Consider the following 15,315-nt stretch of genomic DNA (forward strand, 5'->3'; position numbering starts at 1 on the left):
TGGGATGTGGGTCAGAGGTGGTGGAATGGACTTGAAGCAACGTTATTATACTGTGCTTGATGCGCTACCCGATTACGTGTTTGTATTCTCGCAATCAGGGGTTTACCTGGATGTTTTTGGTGGTGAAGAGAGTGCAACTGGCTTTGACTGCAAACCCTTTATCGGCCGTTCTTTGTACGAAGTCGCGCCACCCGAGATGGCCAAACAGTTCCACAGTTATATCCAAACGGCGCTTGATACTAATCAGGCGCAAATTGTGCGCTATAAATTTGATACTCAGAACATGATCGAGTTGCCTGATGGGGTCGCGATTGTGGATGAACTTTGGTTTGAAGGCTTAATTAAGCCGTTACCTTTGATCGACAATGGCGAGCGTACGGTAGTTTGGACGGCGAAAAACATCACCGAGAGACATTTGCTTGAATTGCGGTTAAAAGAGTTATCTGAGAAAGATGACTTAACCGGTATCGCAAATCGACGCATGTTTACCGAGTCTCTAGTGACTGCGTTGGAGAATTATCGCTCTGGTGGCCGTACTTTTTCTCTGCTGATGATCGACATCGATCGATTTAAAAGCGTCAATGATACTATGGGACACAACGTCGGTGACGAAGCGATCCGAATGGTTGCTCAGCGACTCTTTGGTCAACTAAAGCATAGCGATGGCTTTGGCAGGATCGGTGGCGAAGAGTTTTCGGCGATCTTATTTGATATCAATACGGAAACCGCAAAGCTGGTGGCCGAAAAGTTGCGGATAAGTTTGGCTGATAGCCCGCTCAAGATTGACTCGTACCAAGTCCCACTCACGATCAGCATTGGTGTGACACAAGTTAATGCCGACGATATCGATATCAAGAGTATTCTTTCAAGAGCAGACGAAGCCATGTATCGCTCCAAAAGATTAGGCCGCAATCGAGTCACAATATATGGTGATTAATTAAACTCTTCATTTCCACTCTTTTACCCACGCAATGGCAGAGTCATTTCGTCTCGCCTTATTATCCCAGTAAACCCTGTATAGCCCATTGATTTGCCCACTCAGTTATTGGGATGAGTTGTTACGCTAATTCCTGAAATTCAATCAGGAGAAATTAGCATGAAGGACTTAAATCTCGCAGGCTCTGTTGGGCTAAACGGCGAAAACCTCAGCGAAGATGTTTGTAAAATACAGAAAGCACTGAATACCATTTCCGACCGCATTGGGTTAGAGAGCTTGTTAAGTGAAGATGGCGTTATTCAAGACAATATCGCCACCTCTCCCACTTGTTTGGCGATCGGGGCGTTTCAACGAACTATTTTAGGCTTTAAAACCCCTGACAACAAAATTGATGTTAATGGGAAAAGTCATAAAGCATTAGACGCAATCGCCAACAGCACAAGCCACCAACGTTCGAGTCTGTTTCTGCCTCTTATCGAACCGGAGATCGGAATTAGTGACGGTGACTTTGAAGATGCTGCGCGCTCATTAGGGTGTGAGCTCGCGGCCATACTCGCAGTGTCCGAGGTGGAGTCGGCGGGGTCTGGCTTTTTCGCCTCTGGTTTGCCTGCTATTTTGTTCGAAGCCCATATCTTTTCTAGACATAGCCAGCATAGGTACGATGAATCTCATCCAGATATTTCGTCTAAACGGTGGGATCGCTCCCTGTATGTCGGCGGTGAAAAAGAGTTTGAGCGCTTGAAGAAAGCCATTGAACTGGATCGACAAGCGGCTTTGATGTCTGCCTCTTATGGGCGATATCAGATTATGGGGTTCAACCACAAGCTTTCTGGATATGAAGATGTTGAAGCATTCGTGCGAGATATGTTCTTCTCTGAATCGAACCACCTTAAGGCGTTCGTCGAGTTTATTAAATCAAATCCCAAACTGCACGATGCCATCAAAGCTTTGGATTGGGCTACATTCGCGCGCTATTACAATGGCCCAGCTTATGCTGAAAACCGCTACGACGAAAAGCTGCTAGCTGCCTATGAAAAATTCTGCGGATGAAAAGGATCGTTGCCATGAAGTTAGAAGGACTAAAACAAAAGCTTAAAACCCATGTAAAGTCTGTTTCAGTCGCCATCTTAGGTGGCTTGTCGGCAATCGCCATTCCAGTGTGGCAAATCTATTTTGTCGAAACATCAGACATTGATGTGGAAATTGGTGAGATTCGCAGAGTCAATGCGGATACATATCGAGTGGCGCTAGTCACAGAAGAGCTGCAATTACTTAAACCCTATATTGACGAGGATTTATTCTATGAGATTGAACCAAATGGTGAAAGAGGAGACAAAATACGTTATCCCACCTTTGAAGTGAACACATTGCTTCATGCCTATGATAGTGCCAAAGTGGACTTAAAAAATATTGCTGAGACTAAGCGGTTATTATCACAATATATTACTACCATTGATGCCTACCTAGACCCTGAAAATAGAGAGTTTCTATTGACGGAATTTCGCGTGGGAGAGATGAAGTCTTGGGGGTTGAGTAACTATATTGATGATGATGAAGCGGTCTATTATGAGCGGCAGGTATTATCCATCACCCGCAACTACTCCAATATGACGTTTAAAAAAGGCAGTGACCCTGAACTAAACGTCTCGGCACTAAAGTTTCTGCTGTCGGATGTGAAAGAGGATTTACAGGAAGTTATCGTTTCTAACGATGCGATGCTGGAAAAGTTACGTGACAATATCAGAGGTATCGACGCGCAGCTCGCCAAAGTTAAGAGAGAGCAACAAAGTCTATATAGTTATTTTGAAGTCGATATTGTCGCGACGAACAATGGACGTGCCAGTGCATCATTACGTCCTGTCGGTATGATTCGAGTGAATATCAGTGACAGTAACTATGTAGATGTAAAATTGGAAATGGTCGATTTTCAGAATGCGTCAGAGTTACCTCCCTCGTCGACACGGCTACTCAGTTATCGTTCTAATGAGTTGTATAAGATGCCCGCAGAAGACAGAGAGCTGATCAATACCTTTTGGGGCAGTACAGGGCAAGCGCGACTACTAAATCTAGATACGAAGCATCAGGTCTACGCTTCGAAACCAGCGGCGTTTGCCGACAACAGCAATCAAAAAATGCTGTTTGACAATTTGAAGACAGCGGCAGCCTCGTTATAAGTGTTACCCAATAAACTGAGAATCATCAAACTAAGGGAGAATCCTATGTCTTCAGTACTCAATAAAGTTCAACAACCTTTGCTCGAATTGGTCGAGCAAATGGCAAGCTTGCCACCTCAGGATAAAGTGGTACTTGATGAACTTTGGAAGCAGATCAATCGTCTTCAAGCCAAAAGCCAAGTTGAGGTTTCGCATGTTCAGTTTAAGGCGGGCGATAGTCCGTTAGACGAATACGTTGAAGTAAAAAATCGAGGGGATCTGACCATAGATATCAGTCATTGGCGGATTAACGCGGGCTCGCCAGAACAGACGTTTACTTGGCCAGAGGGCAGTTTTCTTTGGCCTAGTGAGAGTATTAAAGTTCATACCAAAACAGGAACAGGCTACTCTTTCAAATCAACCAAGCCAATTTGGAATAACCGAGGCGATATTGCAACGCTTTTTGAGTCGACGGGCGAACCAATCTCGACATTGGCTTATGGTGATAAAGCGCATGACGCGGTGTTAATCAGCCATATCCAAGTGGATGGCAAGGAACACCGTACTGAAGGGGATGAGTTTGTTGAACTGACTAATATTTCAGAGCATATCGTCGATTTAGAGGGTTGGCGGCTGGAATCAAGCCGAAATGATGCGGTTTTTGTGTTTGAGACTGGGGTCAAACTCGACCCATACGCCTGCATTAAAGTCTATACCAATAAACCGTCGTTGTTAGCCAATGAATATAGCTTCAACAGTCCAAGAGCTATTTGGAACAATCAGCAAGGCGGGTGCAGATTGCTTGATTACCAAGATAGAGAAGTCTCAAGCTACCACTATTAAGATTGGGTGGAATAGCAAGGTTGGCGGGCGATGAAATGACGATATCTCAAACCACGTTAAGCGATGATACTCATTATGAGTTGAAAGTGATGATTGGTGAAGGTATTCAGATGCTGGAATATATCGCCCGCCACGGAGAGCTGTCGGTAGACCCGCAGGTAGCGTCAGGGGTTTATCGAGCGAAAGAGCGAATGGGCAGTAGGCAGTGGAAAGTAGACGATGAAATCCTTCTCTTGCAGTGCTACGATCAATTGGCCAAGCAAATATACCCCGTGACACTGGAAAGCCTCACCGCGGTCAAATCAAACAAAAAAAATGGCAAACTGTCTGCTCCGAGTGCGGAAAAAGTGATCAACTGGTATCGCCGTTATACCGTGGTCACTTTGCTTATTTTGTTGATGGTGCAGATGTACTCACTCTTTGGCCATACTCTGACGCAAGCCCTGTATGAGTCAAACGAAATGTCCTCTATTCCCCCCAGTGAGTGGTCGCCAGAAACTCAGGCTAACTACCATCTATTAACGACTTGGAATCGCGTTTGGTTACTGGGAACAAGCCTTAGTTCAGATCCGGAACGTGCCGATAGTGAAGGGGTCGCTCTCTCGACTCAGCTTATCGCGGCCGAGTCGGTTCTTAAAATGCTGCAAAGCTATATATTACCGCTTATTTACGGTTTGCTTGGTGCATTCATTTTTGTTCTGAGAAGCTTGTTGAACCAAGTCAGAACACTGACTTTTACTGCTAGTCGAGAAGTCGGTTATCGGCTTAGGTTAACTTTGGGATGTCTGGCAGGAATGATTACCGGATGGTTGATGAAGCCAGAAATGGGGGAGATGGCGCTTTCGCCAATGGCTGTGGCATTCTTAGCAGGGTATAGCATTGAAGTGCTGTTTACTCTTCTCGATCGTGTGATTGACCAGATTCGTCAAAATCAGCCCGCTTCGACGGCAAAACGGCATTCATCTGATTAGCTTTTTCGGCCGCCTCTTGGACAAAGGTTTTCGCTAGTTGGGCGAGCAATTTTGTGGTCTCTTTTGCTAAGCCGTCAATGGGTTCAACGCCATTCAACACCTTGTTGACACTCGACGCCACCTTACTTTTTTGTTGGAACTGCTCGGGCGTAAGTTTGGGCTTGTTGGGCTTTGGTTTATACGCGTTTTTAACCATTTTTAGTGCTTTTATTAAGTCGGCCATATTGCTTCCCTCTAGGTTTGATCACAGTGTAGATTTCACAATCTCAATGATCTCGGTGAAATAACCCATAGTTTCAGTGCATAGCCCTGAGAACCGACGGCGAATAACAGATAACCTAAGGGGTATTATTAATCACATAGGACGATAAAACATGCGCAAGGCCCAATATCTATTCTGGTTGTATGTTGTGCTGCTAACGGGGTGCTCGCTGCAGTTGGTCGCGACTTACGATCCGCAAACAGAGATTCAAGCAACCGCGATTGAAAAAAAAGTGGACTACTTCTACCGAACGATTCAATTAAAGCCCGTTAACCAAAGGCGGTACAACGAGTATGCAAAAAATTACCTTGAGATTGAGGTCGATATTCGTGCCTTACTGCGCAGACAACAAAGGCGCGTCAACAACCAAGAAACGATCAAGCAAGTGGAGATGTTAGCCACGCTTTGGAGCCAAGATAAAAACGCTCATCAGCAAAGTGACTCAATATCCGATTTCACAATTAAACGGCGAATTTCTCAATATCAACGTATGTTTACCGCAATCATTAACGGTGAGATGGCCAAAAAAACCGACTAGGGGAAAGTGATGAACCAAACAGCAGGAAACCTAATTCAGCAAGTGTTGCAGCAAGTCGATGATTCACCAATCGCGAGCTTGTTGGCCAATGCGATAACCAATCAGATAGACCGTCAGCGCGAAGAACTTGAAGCGTTACTCGAGGCAAAAGAGCAAGGCATTATTACTCAGGAAGAGTTTGAAGTAGAACTGCAACGAGAAAAGCTTATCGCAGAAGCAGAACTCTTGTCGCTGCAAATTGCGGCTAAAGCAGAAGTGCAAAAAGCGATCAACAAAGCATTTGATGTATTGCTCAAGAGTGTCGCAATCTAACTGCTAGGGAAGGCAAGCACAGCTTGCCTTGTGTCGGTCCAAGCCAAAGCGAATCGGTCATGAAAAAAACCAAACGAGTCATTTGGGTGCCCTATGGTTATCGAAGACGTTCCATTGTTCGACAAACTGCTCGCAGGGCACGTTCTCGGCAAGACGTCCAAGAGGTGCAAGAATTACAGACAAGTACAGATCACTCCCATAATGAACGGTCTGCTAAAGAGAAACCCAACAAAGGGGAAAAGGATTTAAGCATCCTTAACTCCGGTGATTCGGCCACTCAAGACAGTGATTCTCGGGTGGCAAGTTTTTCTCCAGAGTTTAACCCTTATAGAGCTTATCTCAACGACATGATGCATTGCCTTTCGGGTATTCCATCCGAAACTTTCCTTTACGAACCAAAGAAGGAGCGTGAGGCTGAAAAGCAAGCTGAGAAAGACGGAAGCGAGACTTACTCTAAGTTGCCAAGCAGGGAAAATGTGACACTCGAAGAGATGGAAGCAACGCCGCATGGCCCGAACGCGGAGCAAGGTAGCGCTAACGAGGCTCAATATATTGAACGGCAAACCATCAATACGTTGGAACAAAAGAGTGCCAGTGAGTGCGTAACTGCCAACCTTAAAACAGAGACACTTAACACATGTCACACCAGCGATAAACACACCCTAGAGAACGACCCCAAACCCCATCTGCGTTGGCTAACGGGTATTCGTACTTGCCTACGCGCCAAATAATCGCATTGATAACCCCTGATGCCACCACCATTTCGCCAAGTTTTGTCGTTTTTATCAGCCTAATCTAGCGGGGTAATCACCCAATAGGAGATAAACATGAACCAACTGCTTTTTCGATTGTGCGAAGCCTCTGATGGTCGCACTTATGCATTTCTTACCGACCAACCTGATACCGAAGATTTTTTTGATAGCGGATATAAGGTGGCCTACAAACATCGTGACACCGAAACGGGAAGAGAGCTTCTTGCCCGCTGGCGCTCCTCATATACAGTGAAGTCTCAAGAATTCGAGATGCTTCCTGAACAAGATGAATTGCCTGATGGACTGCAAAAAGCGTTCGATACCATGGTCAAAGATCTGCTGCCTGGCGTAGATGTGATGTTTTGCGACTATAACTTGGCTATACACGCAGATCTGCCGATTGGCACGAACATGATGGATACTTATCGCTCGACTGACTTTGTGCTGTTTTCTTGTGAAGAGCTAATCGGTAATGATCCCAATACACAGCCCTACATGGTGTCCTACGCGGCTCCGCGCTATCCAGAAACGGGCAACATCGGAAGTCAGCACCGTATCTACAGTAAGACAGACAGTTTTGCTTTTGCGCGCGCCATCAGCGCCATCGTCAACCAGCGTGAACGAGATGCATTGAACGGCGGCCATATTCGTACTGAAGTCGATGGCTATATTAACCAACCCAATGTGTCTGAGGCGTTTGCCGAACAAGTCATCAACCGCTTTGTGGAAACCTTGCCGCAATATAACAGCAGCATTAAAGCCTTAGGGGCGCCTGCCGATTGACAGGAGAGTCGCCTATGAATGCTGAACACATCTATTATGCGGCATTTAGTGCCGCATTAATGGCGGGCGCAGAGCCTGGTTTTGCTCAGAGGGTAGGCTATCAAATGGCCTATCTTGCCAGTGAGGAAGAGCACAATGCGCCTTATCCTGAAGTTGGTGAAACCAATCAAAGCGGTACTAAGGAAGTGAAACAACCTGAATTTCACTTTGATTCACCAGTTATTGATTCGGTAGAAACGCGGAGCAAGCCAAGGCCAATCAACCCCTTGAGCCACGTCGATTGGCTCAAGGGTGGCGTACTCAATCAACGCGGTTTGAGCCTAAGTACTCAAGCTTCTCTGCGAGCCGAGCCATCACTTCGCCAATGCAAAACCATTAATACAGTTCGTGCAAAGCCTAGCCGATGCGAACGGCTTGCTGACACGCTAAACAAAGCGATTCGCAGCGAGTCAATAAGCCTGAACCGTTTCTGTGTCGCCTTAAGTGCGTTTTATCACCAATGGTGTGAAACAGAAAAAGAGACTGGCTACTGGTTAATGATGCACGCCGTTCACTGCTTTTTATGGGGAGCGGATTTCAAGTGGCAAGGTTGTGATGAAGCGCTAACCGCACTAAATTGCTCGAACAAACCGATGTTTGCGGTGGCCGACAGACTTGGTCGGCTTATTGCTCAACAAGAGTCTGAGCCCTTATTGTGGCAGTGCTTATTACAGCAGATGAATGACTTGCCGGTGTCACAACAAACTCAGTGTATGGCGCTTGGTATCGCCTATCGACCAGAGTTGATTGATGACTATGATTTGGCGCACGAGCCGCACCGCCAACTGGTTAGGTTGGATGACATGGAGGAGGCAAAACACTGGTTTGCGAACGCATAACCTGATAGTCAGTGATTATGCTGGCTTCGCCCAATAATAGCCGTTAAGGAGTAAGATACGCTACAGGCATTCTTGGCTTTTATTTAAAGGAGAATGCCATGCAGCAACAGCGTATTTTGATCGATCTTTCATCCCGTTACCCCTTTCTTCACGCCAACCAACATCTCTCTAACCCAGATACCCGCCCATTTGCCAGAAGCTGGCTGGCCATCGACTTATCGGCCGTGTTATCACAAGTGCTCAATACTGAAATCGAAGGCTTCGCTGTGCCTTATACAGCCAACGATAAGTTCTATAAGTACGACCAGGCACAAGCCAAAGCAACGCTCTGTGAGAAGCGGTTTGCGTCCAAAGCTGACTTAGCGTTAAAAGCAGGGCAGGGGAACGATTACTTTGAGTTCCACTACCTGCACCAACGTCATCTAGCGGATAAAAAAGCGACGTCAAAGCTAAAACAAGATGTCGACCGTGTGAGGGCATTGCGCTCAGCAACTAAGCAGAATGTCTATTTGGCTGTCGCGCTTTGGGGGACATTTTCGGCTAAAGAAGCGGAGCTATTTCACTATCTGGATAACAACACATATGCAGCCTATGCGTTGGACACCAGTTTGACTGGCAGCTCGCAGGTCTCGAGGCTGGTGCATGTTCAAAAGACAAAATTACCAAGGATGGTGTTTGGGTTGATTTAGGTGCTTTCAAAGAAGGCATACAAGGCAAATCAAAGGCTGGATATAGGTACCTATGTTTAAATATCATTTCGATATATCCAGTCACACACATTAGAAAATGTAAATGATTTTCAATAGATTTCTAAACATAACCTACAGGGCAACCGCATGAGTAGATTATTTGTAAACGGAAACAAGTATTTGTGTTAACTCGTTAAGAATTGATCTGCTTAAGTCCTTATTTATGCGTTTAAGAGACAAGCAGAGATAAAAGAAAACAACCTTCAAACAACTAACTTGATGTTAATAAATTGTAGTTTTAACATTAGTCCGACTCATGAGCTTGCCCTGATATAACCTAAAGATGATGCTGTTTCTCATAACTAATTTTTTGTGTTGTGAATCATTCTAGTTGAGTGAAAATGGCTGTATTTTTTGTCAATTCTCCCGATAGTCTAACTATTAAGTTTTGTATAATTATTATGGCTAAATGTAGTCGGCTTTATAATTGATGATAGCCATGTTTTTGTTCAAAAATTTGGAGTGTTATTATGTGTAATTACAGTCTTGATGATCTTAATGTCGTCGTATTTAATGGCGATGAAGTAAAAAAATCTTTAGCTAAGCTAAAGTCTGGTAGTATTAAAAAAAACTCTGTTGCACCAATAGACAGTGTTTTGCTTGATCACTATGAGATAAGGCAAAGTTTAACCGCTAAGGCCGAAATAAAAAACTGGGCAAAGAAGAAACTAAACCTTATTAGAGTGGATAATGGTTCGATTAGTGTAAGGAACTCTATAAAAAAGAATGTGGTAGTGGCATCTTTGATAGGAGTTGATAAGCTTGCAAAAGAAATCCCGATAATAAACTCAATTGTAAGTAAAATGGTGGAATTACTAAAACGTAAGGCAAAAAATCATTTTAATGAGAAGGAGTGGGATGATTATAAACATCTTGTTATAAATTCTACTAATAGCTCTGACTCTTTAAACTTAGCTAAGGCAACTGCTTATGTAACTTGCCACTCGGCAGATTCAATTCGAGAAACAGTAAAAAACATCTCCTCCAATATGAATATTTTAACAGTAGAGCAGTTGGGAGTGTATCAAGCTTCCAGTAACGTGTTCTCTAATGTTATAGCTGCCAAGGAAGATGAGAACAGGAGCCAGGTCCTTGAAGATGCACTCAATGATCTTATTGCATGTGGACAAAGAGAGTTTGTGCTAGTAAACGACATAATTCATGATTATGATCAACTTGTCACTCTAGTCTTGACTTTAAGAGATGCAATTAATCTTAATATAAAGCGATGTAATGAAAATCAAGATTTTATATCTATGTATGAAAATAGTAATTCCTGATGCTATTAATATTTAAGGTAAAAATGCCAGTTGTAGTTCTATTACAACTGGCTGTTATATTGTTCTGGTTTGTTATTCTGCAAGCAATATCAGAGTTGTTGTATTACTTTTAATGTAAATGAACTGTTTGAGAGTACGAAATAAACTAGTGGTTTTTACTGTGGTTCTATGGCGAGTTATATTTGCTAAGATGGTTGTGATAGTTAATTTTTCCTGGGGTGAAATTGGTTTTTACTTTGGTGAATAGTTTTTTTGTTGAATATTTAGAGGATAGGGCTTTGTCGGGGCACTATTCGGCTTTATTGCAAGAAATGTTCGGGCAGCCTTTCCTATGATCACTCAAACCTCTTCGCCACCTCCGCCGCTTTATTCCCCAACTCCGCAAAATTGGCGGTGCCTTTTTCCATGATTTGCTGCGCCTGTTCGATCACCTGGATATATTTAGGGTCGCCGCTGGCGAGCAGCTCTGATAGCGCTACACCAATCGCAGTAGTGCTAATGGTGTTTAAGTTACGTAGGTTATCGGCCGCATCCTGAACCGCAATGGCGGTTGATTGAGCGACGGACTGCTTCGCTTTTGAGGTGGTGCTTTCGCTGGCCATAACTGAAGGCTAATCAGCCGCCTTTATTCAAAATTAACGCACAAGCCGTTGAGGTTGCAGCGTTACTGATGGTTTGCATACCCTGCTGATTGGTCACGGCATTTTGCATGTGAAGCCCCATACTGTCTGACATAGAAGCTTCGGTCAGTTGCGTGATCATATCGGTCACGGGCGTTAGGTCTTCGGCGGTGATCTTGTCGCTCATCGTTTCTCCTCAAGTGGGCCAGGGAACGCCTTGGCCCAATGATTCACAAGCCTTAATCTTTTTCGACCACTTCTTCTGTGGCGCGACCTAGCACTGCAGTCCCCATTGCGGTTAGAGAGTTGACACCCTGAACGGTCGCCGCTTGCATTCCAATTTGAGCCTGTTGCTGCGAGTTAGTCGCGTTATTGTTCATGTTGGACATCGCCAACCCCATCGCGGTAAATAAATTGCCCATCGCGTTTGCTGGCGCGCTACCAATCACTTGAGTGTTGGTTTGGGTGATAGAATCCGTGATTTGTTCGTTAACTTTTTTAGCCATGCTTGCCTCGTATTATTGCGTTTGAGTAGGGAGCAGGTTCTGTAACTGCTCGTTGATTTTTCCGATCTCTTGCTCAAGTTGAATTTCGATATCACTCATCATTCCTGAGACTTGTGCCTGGATCTCATCCGTCGAGGACTCGACTTCTTCAGAGTAGAGCGAGTGGCTGTCGTCAATCAGCTTTGCAACGTCTTGTTGCTGCTTTTCCGTAAAAGCTTCTATCTGTTTCAGTTGTTCATCAACGTTAAACTTCACGTACGTGTCATCATTCATTGCTTTCCCCTTTGTCTCTTTTCAAAAAGCCCATGAGACTGAATTTTTTCTTCGTTTCCGGCTCTTCTTCGATGGAGGGATCATTGGCCATACTGCGCCCTAGTCGGTCTTCGGCTGTCACTACAATGGCGGGCTCGGCGTCTTCAACTGGCCCAAAGTTCGATGGTTTAGCTTGGGTTTGAAGCAAACGTGCACAGGCGTTGGTCACGGAAGCGGCGGTGGTCATCTGTGACTGCTGCTGGCTGCTGACTGCATTGTGCATGGACAAGCCAAGCGTATCGGCAAGCGTGGTCTCCAATAGCCCAGTCGACTGGTTGGAGAAGGCTTGCAGCGTATTAAAGTGGTCAATAGCGTTGCTAGAAACGGGGTGTTCAAACTCATTTTTGAACTGGATGTCTTTGTCGTTCATGCTAGCTCCTTTGGTGACGGTAGTGCCCATCTGGTAGCAAGCGAATTGATGGGACAGTGTGATTAACGTGATGTCTGAAAGCGATAACAGTTAGCTGGTTTCACTTAGTACAGAGGCGACTTTCTCACCCACAACCCCGAAGTTATCAGCGCCTTGTGTGACAACTTTCTGTGCCTGGTCGATGATGGTGAGGTATTTAGGATCACCGGTTTCGAGCAACTGACTCAGTGCAGTGCCTATGGCTGTGGTACTTAAGGTATTGAGGTTTCTAAGGTTATCCGTTGCGTCTGCAAGGGCCATCGCCGTGGATTGTGCGACAGATTGATTGGCCGCTTGGTAAGCCGACTCGGTTGCACTCGGTGGTTGGTTAACAGTTTTCATTGAGTATCTCCTAAAGCAGAAACCTCCTTTGCCAGTCACCTAGCAAAGGAGGTGCGGCGTTAAGCGTCTTTTTCAATAATGCCTTCAGCGCTGCGGCCAACCACAGACGCGCCGATCGACATGAGGGCGTTAACACCTTGAACCGTAGCCGCCTGCATGGTGATCTGAGCTTGCTGCTGTGCACTGGTTGCATTGTGTGCTGCAGTGCCCAATGCTTGACCGGTAGACATGAGCAGGTTGCCCATTGCCATAGCAGGAGTTTCGCCAACGACTTTCGTGTTTACCTGTGTTACTGAATCAGTGACTTGTTCATTTACTGGCATGTTAGTTTCCTTTTATTGATTGAGTTTCAGATTGAGTTGGCTGTTATTAGCCTTTTTCGATGATGGCTTCCGCACCGCGTCCGATAACGGACGAGCCGATAGCCATCAGTGAGTTAACACCTTGCACAGTTGCTGCTTGCATGGTGATTTGTGCCTGTTGCTGCGCAGCGGTTGCATTGTGAGCGGCATTGCTCAATGCGTGGCTGGTAGACATAAGCAGGTTACCCATTGCCATTGCTGGGGTTTCACCTACTACTTTGGTGTTGACCTGCGTGACAGAATCTGTGATTTGTTCATTTACAGTTGCCATGATTTGCTCCTATTGAGGGTTAGTTAGCTTGCGCTTTTTTCTAAAATAAGTTCGATACTACGACCAAGGACCGCAGCGCCCGTGGCGAATAGGCTATTAATGCCTTGCACCGTAGAGGACTGATGAACAATGGTTGCTTGTTGATTGGCACCTGTGCTGTTTAAGGCGGAGGTTCCCATCGCTTGGCTGGTGGAAATCATTAAATTTCCTTCCGCCAGGGCTGGGGTCTCGCCGACAACACTCGTGTTGACTTGCGTTACTGAGTCAGTAACCGCATCGTTTACTGGCATTTGCATGCTCCTTCATGGTTACGAGGTTTCACAATGACACCTCAGATACCGGTTATTTGCCTTTAGTGGCGATGGCGTAGATTAGCCCAGAGCCCAAGGCAGTGTTTGTCACCATAATGGTCTGAATTTGTTGCTGAACTTGCGTCGCGTTTTGAGCCGATTTGCCCAGCGAATCAGCGACCATGTTCATCACCATGTTTCTTGAAGCAGTGGGACAAAATTGATTCATGATCTTTTCAACATCCAAACTCATTAATAAGACTCTTTTCTGCGTTGATGGGATAATTCTATGCAGTCACAAAAGAATTAACTCGGGCTATTCCATTAACTTTCTGGCCCATTAAATTTAGATAATTAGCATAGTGACACTTTGTCTCTATGAATGTTTCTATATGCCCTTGGCGTATTACCAGAATAGCGTTTAAACATTTTTTCAAAATGGCTTAAGTCGCCAAAACCTGATTGCAAACAGACATCAGTAATTTTCAATGCTGGCCTATTCTCAATCAATTTTTTCGCGTGAAATATCCTCAGTTCAACTAAAATGGATTTAAACGAAGTACCCAATTCTCTTCTAAATAAAAATGAAAGATGAGATGGACTAGAAAACGCATGATTGGCCACTTTTTCTAACGACAGCTCTTCAAGAAAGTTGTGACTGATAAAGGTGAGTGACTTATATAGGGCAGGGTGAATCTTCTGAAAGTTATCAGTGTCTTTATTGTATAGACACTCAATTAAGCTAGATTTGTTTAACTCTTGTAATTGTAAGCCTTTTATATCACCTGAGCTGATATAAGGCTTTTGTAATGAGGTTAATTGAAGAATGATTTTTCTGAGTTGATCGACGTTGCCCGGCCAAGAGTATTTTAACAGCTTAGCTTTCGCGTCTTCACTAAGGATAAATGCGTTATCGCCACGATATAGTCTGGCGAAGTGTTCAATATAAAATGAGATATCTTCGGGTCTTTGACTAAGAGGAGGGAGATGGAGCTCTAAATGTGCAGTGCATCCGATGAAAGTCTCTTGAACGCTGTCTGGCTGCCTCTGAGGGGTGTCGGTGCAAGTAATGATAAGCTGTATGCCATTGAGTTCTAACCGTCGATAAAGATCATTGTTTGCGAGCAGGTAGATTAAAAAGTCTTTACATTGATCAGTGAGTGCGTCGACGTCAGACAGAACCAGCGTGCCATTTCTAGCCATTTCGATTGCTTGTTCAAGTGCTAACTTAAAACCTTCGATCGTTTTCGCTCGCGATGGCAGAAAGATAATATTCCCGCAAGTGGTTGGTTTATTATCGTGAATAAAGTCAGCGATAGATCGTATTTCTGTTCCTTGTTCTCCTGTAATAAGTATGGGTATTTTTATACGTGAGGCGTAAATGGCTTGATTCTTGGCTATTTGTAGAAGAGGGCTGTTTCCTAGTGGAACCTTATCTATGCATGATGGTTGAACTTCCTTATTATTGATAGAACTGTTGACGTTGTCAGTTAAAGCTATTTTGCCGTTCATAGAATTATCCTTATTAATGCTGTTAATAGCGAGGCATGTTTATGCTATTCGTGGCAAGGATGCTATGAATTGGCTGTATTTATGTTTTTTGCGGTTATATTTACGAACGAACGAGAAATATTTTTATATTTTCCTAGTATGAGTATTTGGTCACAAATTAATGTACGAGAGGAGGTAATGGTAACAATATTTAGAATGTGGATTTTAATAAATCGAAGGGATTGGGTAGTGAA

The 15,315-nt window shown here is 44.5% G+C and carries 24 protein-coding genes; 12 read left to right on the top strand and 12 right to left on the bottom strand.

Annotation, left to right across the window (positions count from 1 at the left end):
* Window positions 1-25 precede the first annotated feature (25 nt).
* The 5 genes from FCU94_RS06215 (at window position 26) to FCU94_RS06235 (ending at window position 4,904) form a co-directional block, all read left to right on the top strand.
* Window positions 26-937 carry a sensor domain-containing diguanylate cyclase gene (locus FCU94_RS06215; RefSeq protein ID WP_176287679.1) on the top strand — a complete coding sequence of 304 codons (912 nt, stop codon included), beginning with the start codon at window positions 26-28 and terminating at the stop codon, window positions 935-937.
* A 159-nt stretch (window positions 938-1,096) separates the two neighbouring features.
* Complete coding sequence (locus FCU94_RS06220; RefSeq protein WP_176287680.1) at window positions 1,097-1,987, top strand: N-acetylmuramidase family protein; 891 nt, start codon at window positions 1,097-1,099, stop codon at window positions 1,985-1,987.
* A gap of 14 nt (window positions 1,988-2,001) precedes the next feature.
* Complete coding sequence (locus tag FCU94_RS06225; RefSeq protein WP_176287681.1) at window positions 2,002-3,111, top strand: hypothetical protein; 1,110 nt, start codon at window positions 2,002-2,004, stop codon at window positions 3,109-3,111.
* A 45-nt stretch (window positions 3,112-3,156) separates the two neighbouring features.
* On the top strand, window positions 3,157-3,933 hold the full coding sequence (locus FCU94_RS06230; protein WP_176287682.1) for a lamin tail domain-containing protein: 777 nt from the start codon (window positions 3,157-3,159) through the stop codon (window positions 3,931-3,933).
* Window positions 3,934-3,968: 35 nt separating this feature from the next.
* A complete protein-coding gene (locus FCU94_RS06235; RefSeq protein ID WP_176287683.1) occupies window positions 3,969-4,904 on the top strand; it encodes a hypothetical protein in 936 nt (311 codons plus the stop codon).
* Here the strand turns inward: FCU94_RS06235 and FCU94_RS06240 are convergent.
* Window positions 4,825-5,127: a hypothetical protein gene (locus FCU94_RS06240; RefSeq protein ID WP_176287684.1), complete on the bottom strand. Its 303-nt coding sequence runs from the start codon at window positions 5,125-5,127 to the stop codon at window positions 4,825-4,827. The two genes, FCU94_RS06235 and FCU94_RS06240, sit on opposite strands and share 80 nt — an antisense overlap.
* A gap of 151 nt (window positions 5,128-5,278) precedes the next feature.
* Here FCU94_RS06240 and FCU94_RS06245 point away from each other — a divergent pair, with 151 nt between their 5' ends.
* The 7 genes from FCU94_RS06245 (at window position 5,279) to FCU94_RS06275 (ending at window position 10,458) form a co-directional block, all read left to right on the top strand.
* Window positions 5,279-5,704, top strand: a complete 426-nt coding sequence (locus FCU94_RS06245) for a hypothetical protein (protein ID WP_176287685.1) — start codon at window positions 5,279-5,281, stop codon at window positions 5,702-5,704.
* A 9-nt stretch (window positions 5,705-5,713) separates the two neighbouring features.
* Window positions 5,714-6,016 carry a hypothetical protein gene (locus FCU94_RS06250; RefSeq protein ID WP_176287686.1) on the top strand — a complete coding sequence of 101 codons (303 nt, stop codon included), beginning with the start codon at window positions 5,714-5,716 and terminating at the stop codon, window positions 6,014-6,016.
* Between the two features lie 59 nt (window positions 6,017-6,075).
* The gene (locus FCU94_RS06255; protein WP_176287687.1) at window positions 6,076-6,747 is read left to right on the top strand and encodes a hypothetical protein; all 672 of its coding nucleotides are present in this window, start codon (window positions 6,076-6,078) and stop codon (window positions 6,745-6,747) included.
* A gap of 96 nt (window positions 6,748-6,843) precedes the next feature.
* Complete coding sequence (locus FCU94_RS06260) at window positions 6,844-7,551, top strand: hypothetical protein (protein WP_176287688.1); 708 nt, start codon at window positions 6,844-6,846, stop codon at window positions 7,549-7,551.
* A gap of 14 nt (window positions 7,552-7,565) precedes the next feature.
* Window positions 7,566-8,429 (top strand): hypothetical protein, encoded by an 864-nt coding sequence (locus FCU94_RS06265; RefSeq protein WP_176287689.1) that lies wholly within the window; start codon window positions 7,566-7,568, stop codon window positions 8,427-8,429.
* Between the two features lie 98 nt (window positions 8,430-8,527).
* Window positions 8,528-9,118: a hypothetical protein gene (locus FCU94_RS06270; protein ID WP_176287690.1), complete on the top strand. Its 591-nt coding sequence runs from the start codon at window positions 8,528-8,530 to the stop codon at window positions 9,116-9,118.
* 530 nt (window positions 9,119-9,648) lie between these two features.
* Window positions 9,649-10,458, top strand: coding sequence for a hypothetical protein (locus FCU94_RS06275; protein ID WP_176287691.1), 810 nt, complete (start codon window positions 9,649-9,651; stop codon window positions 10,456-10,458).
* A gap of 335 nt (window positions 10,459-10,793) precedes the next feature.
* Here FCU94_RS06275 and FCU94_RS06280 read toward each other — a convergent pair whose 3' ends face one another.
* The 11 genes from FCU94_RS06280 to FCU94_RS06330 all read right to left on the bottom strand — a co-directional run bounded on the left by FCU94_RS06280 (window position 10,794) and on the right by FCU94_RS06330 (window position 15,082).
* Window positions 10,794-11,060 carry a hypothetical protein gene (locus tag FCU94_RS06280; RefSeq protein WP_176287692.1) on the bottom strand — a complete coding sequence of 89 codons (267 nt, stop codon included), beginning with the start codon at window positions 11,058-11,060 and terminating at the stop codon, window positions 10,794-10,796.
* Window positions 11,061-11,073: 13 nt separating this feature from the next.
* Window positions 11,074-11,265, bottom strand: a complete 192-nt coding sequence (locus FCU94_RS06285) for a RebB family R body protein (RefSeq protein WP_176287693.1) — start codon at window positions 11,263-11,265, stop codon at window positions 11,074-11,076.
* A 52-nt stretch (window positions 11,266-11,317) separates the two neighbouring features.
* On the bottom strand, window positions 11,318-11,584 hold the full coding sequence (locus FCU94_RS06290; protein ID WP_176287694.1) for a RebB family R body protein: 267 nt from the start codon (window positions 11,582-11,584) through the stop codon (window positions 11,318-11,320).
* A gap of 12 nt (window positions 11,585-11,596) precedes the next feature.
* Window positions 11,597-11,857, bottom strand: coding sequence for a hypothetical protein (locus tag FCU94_RS06295; protein ID WP_176287695.1), 261 nt, complete (start codon window positions 11,855-11,857; stop codon window positions 11,597-11,599).
* The gene (locus FCU94_RS06300) at window positions 11,850-12,266 is read right to left on the bottom strand and encodes a RebB family R body protein (protein WP_176287696.1); all 417 of its coding nucleotides are present in this window, start codon (window positions 12,264-12,266) and stop codon (window positions 11,850-11,852) included. Before FCU94_RS06300 ends, FCU94_RS06295 begins: the two co-directional genes overlap by 8 nt.
* Before the next feature lie 90 nt (window positions 12,267-12,356).
* Window positions 12,357-12,647, bottom strand: coding sequence for a hypothetical protein (locus tag FCU94_RS06305; RefSeq protein ID WP_176287697.1), 291 nt, complete (start codon window positions 12,645-12,647; stop codon window positions 12,357-12,359).
* A 59-nt stretch (window positions 12,648-12,706) separates the two neighbouring features.
* Window positions 12,707-12,970, bottom strand: coding sequence for a RebB family R body protein (locus FCU94_RS06310; protein ID WP_165011374.1), 264 nt, complete (start codon window positions 12,968-12,970; stop codon window positions 12,707-12,709).
* Between the two features lie 46 nt (window positions 12,971-13,016).
* On the bottom strand, window positions 13,017-13,280 hold the full coding sequence (locus tag FCU94_RS06315) for a RebB family R body protein (RefSeq protein ID WP_176287698.1): 264 nt from the start codon (window positions 13,278-13,280) through the stop codon (window positions 13,017-13,019).
* A gap of 23 nt (window positions 13,281-13,303) precedes the next feature.
* On the bottom strand, window positions 13,304-13,570 hold the full coding sequence (locus tag FCU94_RS06320; RefSeq protein ID WP_176287699.1) for a RebB family R body protein: 267 nt from the start codon (window positions 13,568-13,570) through the stop codon (window positions 13,304-13,306).
* A 52-nt stretch (window positions 13,571-13,622) separates the two neighbouring features.
* Window positions 13,623-13,823, bottom strand: coding sequence for a RebB family R body protein (locus tag FCU94_RS06325; RefSeq protein ID WP_176287700.1), 201 nt, complete (start codon window positions 13,821-13,823; stop codon window positions 13,623-13,625).
* A gap of 101 nt (window positions 13,824-13,924) precedes the next feature.
* Window positions 13,925-15,082 carry an AraC family transcriptional regulator gene (locus FCU94_RS06330; protein WP_176287701.1) on the bottom strand — a complete coding sequence of 386 codons (1,158 nt, stop codon included), beginning with the start codon at window positions 15,080-15,082 and terminating at the stop codon, window positions 13,925-13,927.
* Window positions 15,083-15,315 lie beyond the last annotated feature (233 nt).

The sequence above is a fragment of the Vibrio sp. JPW-9-11-11 genome, assembly GCF_013369335.1.
GTDB lineage: Bacteria > Pseudomonadota > Gammaproteobacteria > Enterobacterales > Vibrionaceae > Vibrio.

What these genes read in the sequence shown, in the direction of transcription:
- FCU94_RS06215 (WP_176287679.1), top strand. Translation starts at nt 26, where the DNA reads ATGGACTTGAAGCAACGTTATTATACTGTGCTTGATGCGCTACCCGAT.
- FCU94_RS06220 (WP_176287680.1), top strand. Translation starts at nt 1,097, where the DNA reads ATGAAGGACTTAAATCTCGCAGGCTCTGTTGGGCTAAACGGCGAAAAC.
- FCU94_RS06225 (WP_176287681.1), top strand. Translation starts at nt 2,002, where the DNA reads ATGAAGTTAGAAGGACTAAAACAAAAGCTTAAAACCCATGTAAAGTCT.
- FCU94_RS06230 (WP_176287682.1), top strand. Translation starts at nt 3,157, where the DNA reads ATGTCTTCAGTACTCAATAAAGTTCAACAACCTTTGCTCGAATTGGTC.
- FCU94_RS06235 (WP_176287683.1), top strand. Translation starts at nt 3,969, where the DNA reads ATGACGATATCTCAAACCACGTTAAGCGATGATACTCATTATGAGTTG.
- FCU94_RS06240 (WP_176287684.1), bottom strand. Translation starts at nt 5,127, where the DNA reads ATGGCCGACTTAATAAAAGCACTAAAAATGGTTAAAAACGCGTATAAA.
- FCU94_RS06245 (WP_176287685.1), top strand. Translation starts at nt 5,279, where the DNA reads ATGCGCAAGGCCCAATATCTATTCTGGTTGTATGTTGTGCTGCTAACG.
- FCU94_RS06250 (WP_176287686.1), top strand. Translation starts at nt 5,714, where the DNA reads ATGAACCAAACAGCAGGAAACCTAATTCAGCAAGTGTTGCAGCAAGTC.
- FCU94_RS06255 (WP_176287687.1), top strand. Translation starts at nt 6,076, where the DNA reads ATGAAAAAAACCAAACGAGTCATTTGGGTGCCCTATGGTTATCGAAGA.
- FCU94_RS06260 (WP_176287688.1), top strand. Translation starts at nt 6,844, where the DNA reads ATGAACCAACTGCTTTTTCGATTGTGCGAAGCCTCTGATGGTCGCACT.
- FCU94_RS06265 (WP_176287689.1), top strand. Translation starts at nt 7,566, where the DNA reads ATGAATGCTGAACACATCTATTATGCGGCATTTAGTGCCGCATTAATG.
- FCU94_RS06270 (WP_176287690.1), top strand. Translation starts at nt 8,528, where the DNA reads ATGCAGCAACAGCGTATTTTGATCGATCTTTCATCCCGTTACCCCTTT.
- FCU94_RS06275 (WP_176287691.1), top strand. Translation starts at nt 9,649, where the DNA reads ATGTGTAATTACAGTCTTGATGATCTTAATGTCGTCGTATTTAATGGC.
- FCU94_RS06280 (WP_176287692.1), bottom strand. Translation starts at nt 11,060, where the DNA reads ATGGCCAGCGAAAGCACCACCTCAAAAGCGAAGCAGTCCGTCGCTCAA.
- FCU94_RS06285 (WP_176287693.1), bottom strand. Translation starts at nt 11,265, where the DNA reads ATGAGCGACAAGATCACCGCCGAAGACCTAACGCCCGTGACCGATATG.
- FCU94_RS06290 (WP_176287694.1), bottom strand. Translation starts at nt 11,584, where the DNA reads ATGGCTAAAAAAGTTAACGAACAAATCACGGATTCTATCACCCAAACC.
- FCU94_RS06295 (WP_176287695.1), bottom strand. Translation starts at nt 11,857, where the DNA reads ATGAATGATGACACGTACGTGAAGTTTAACGTTGATGAACAACTGAAA.
- FCU94_RS06300 (WP_176287696.1), bottom strand. Translation starts at nt 12,266, where the DNA reads ATGAACGACAAAGACATCCAGTTCAAAAATGAGTTTGAACACCCCGTT.
- FCU94_RS06305 (WP_176287697.1), bottom strand. Translation starts at nt 12,647, where the DNA reads ATGAAAACTGTTAACCAACCACCGAGTGCAACCGAGTCGGCTTACCAA.
- FCU94_RS06310 (WP_165011374.1), bottom strand. Translation starts at nt 12,970, where the DNA reads ATGCCAGTAAATGAACAAGTCACTGATTCAGTAACACAGGTAAACACG.
- FCU94_RS06315 (WP_176287698.1), bottom strand. Translation starts at nt 13,280, where the DNA reads ATGGCAACTGTAAATGAACAAATCACAGATTCTGTCACGCAGGTCAAC.
- FCU94_RS06320 (WP_176287699.1), bottom strand. Translation starts at nt 13,570, where the DNA reads ATGCCAGTAAACGATGCGGTTACTGACTCAGTAACGCAAGTCAACACG.
- FCU94_RS06325 (WP_176287700.1), bottom strand. Translation starts at nt 13,823, where the DNA reads ATGAGTTTGGATGTTGAAAAGATCATGAATCAATTTTGTCCCACTGCT.
- FCU94_RS06330 (WP_176287701.1), bottom strand. Translation starts at nt 15,082, where the DNA reads ATGAACGGCAAAATAGCTTTAACTGACAACGTCAACAGTTCTATCAAT.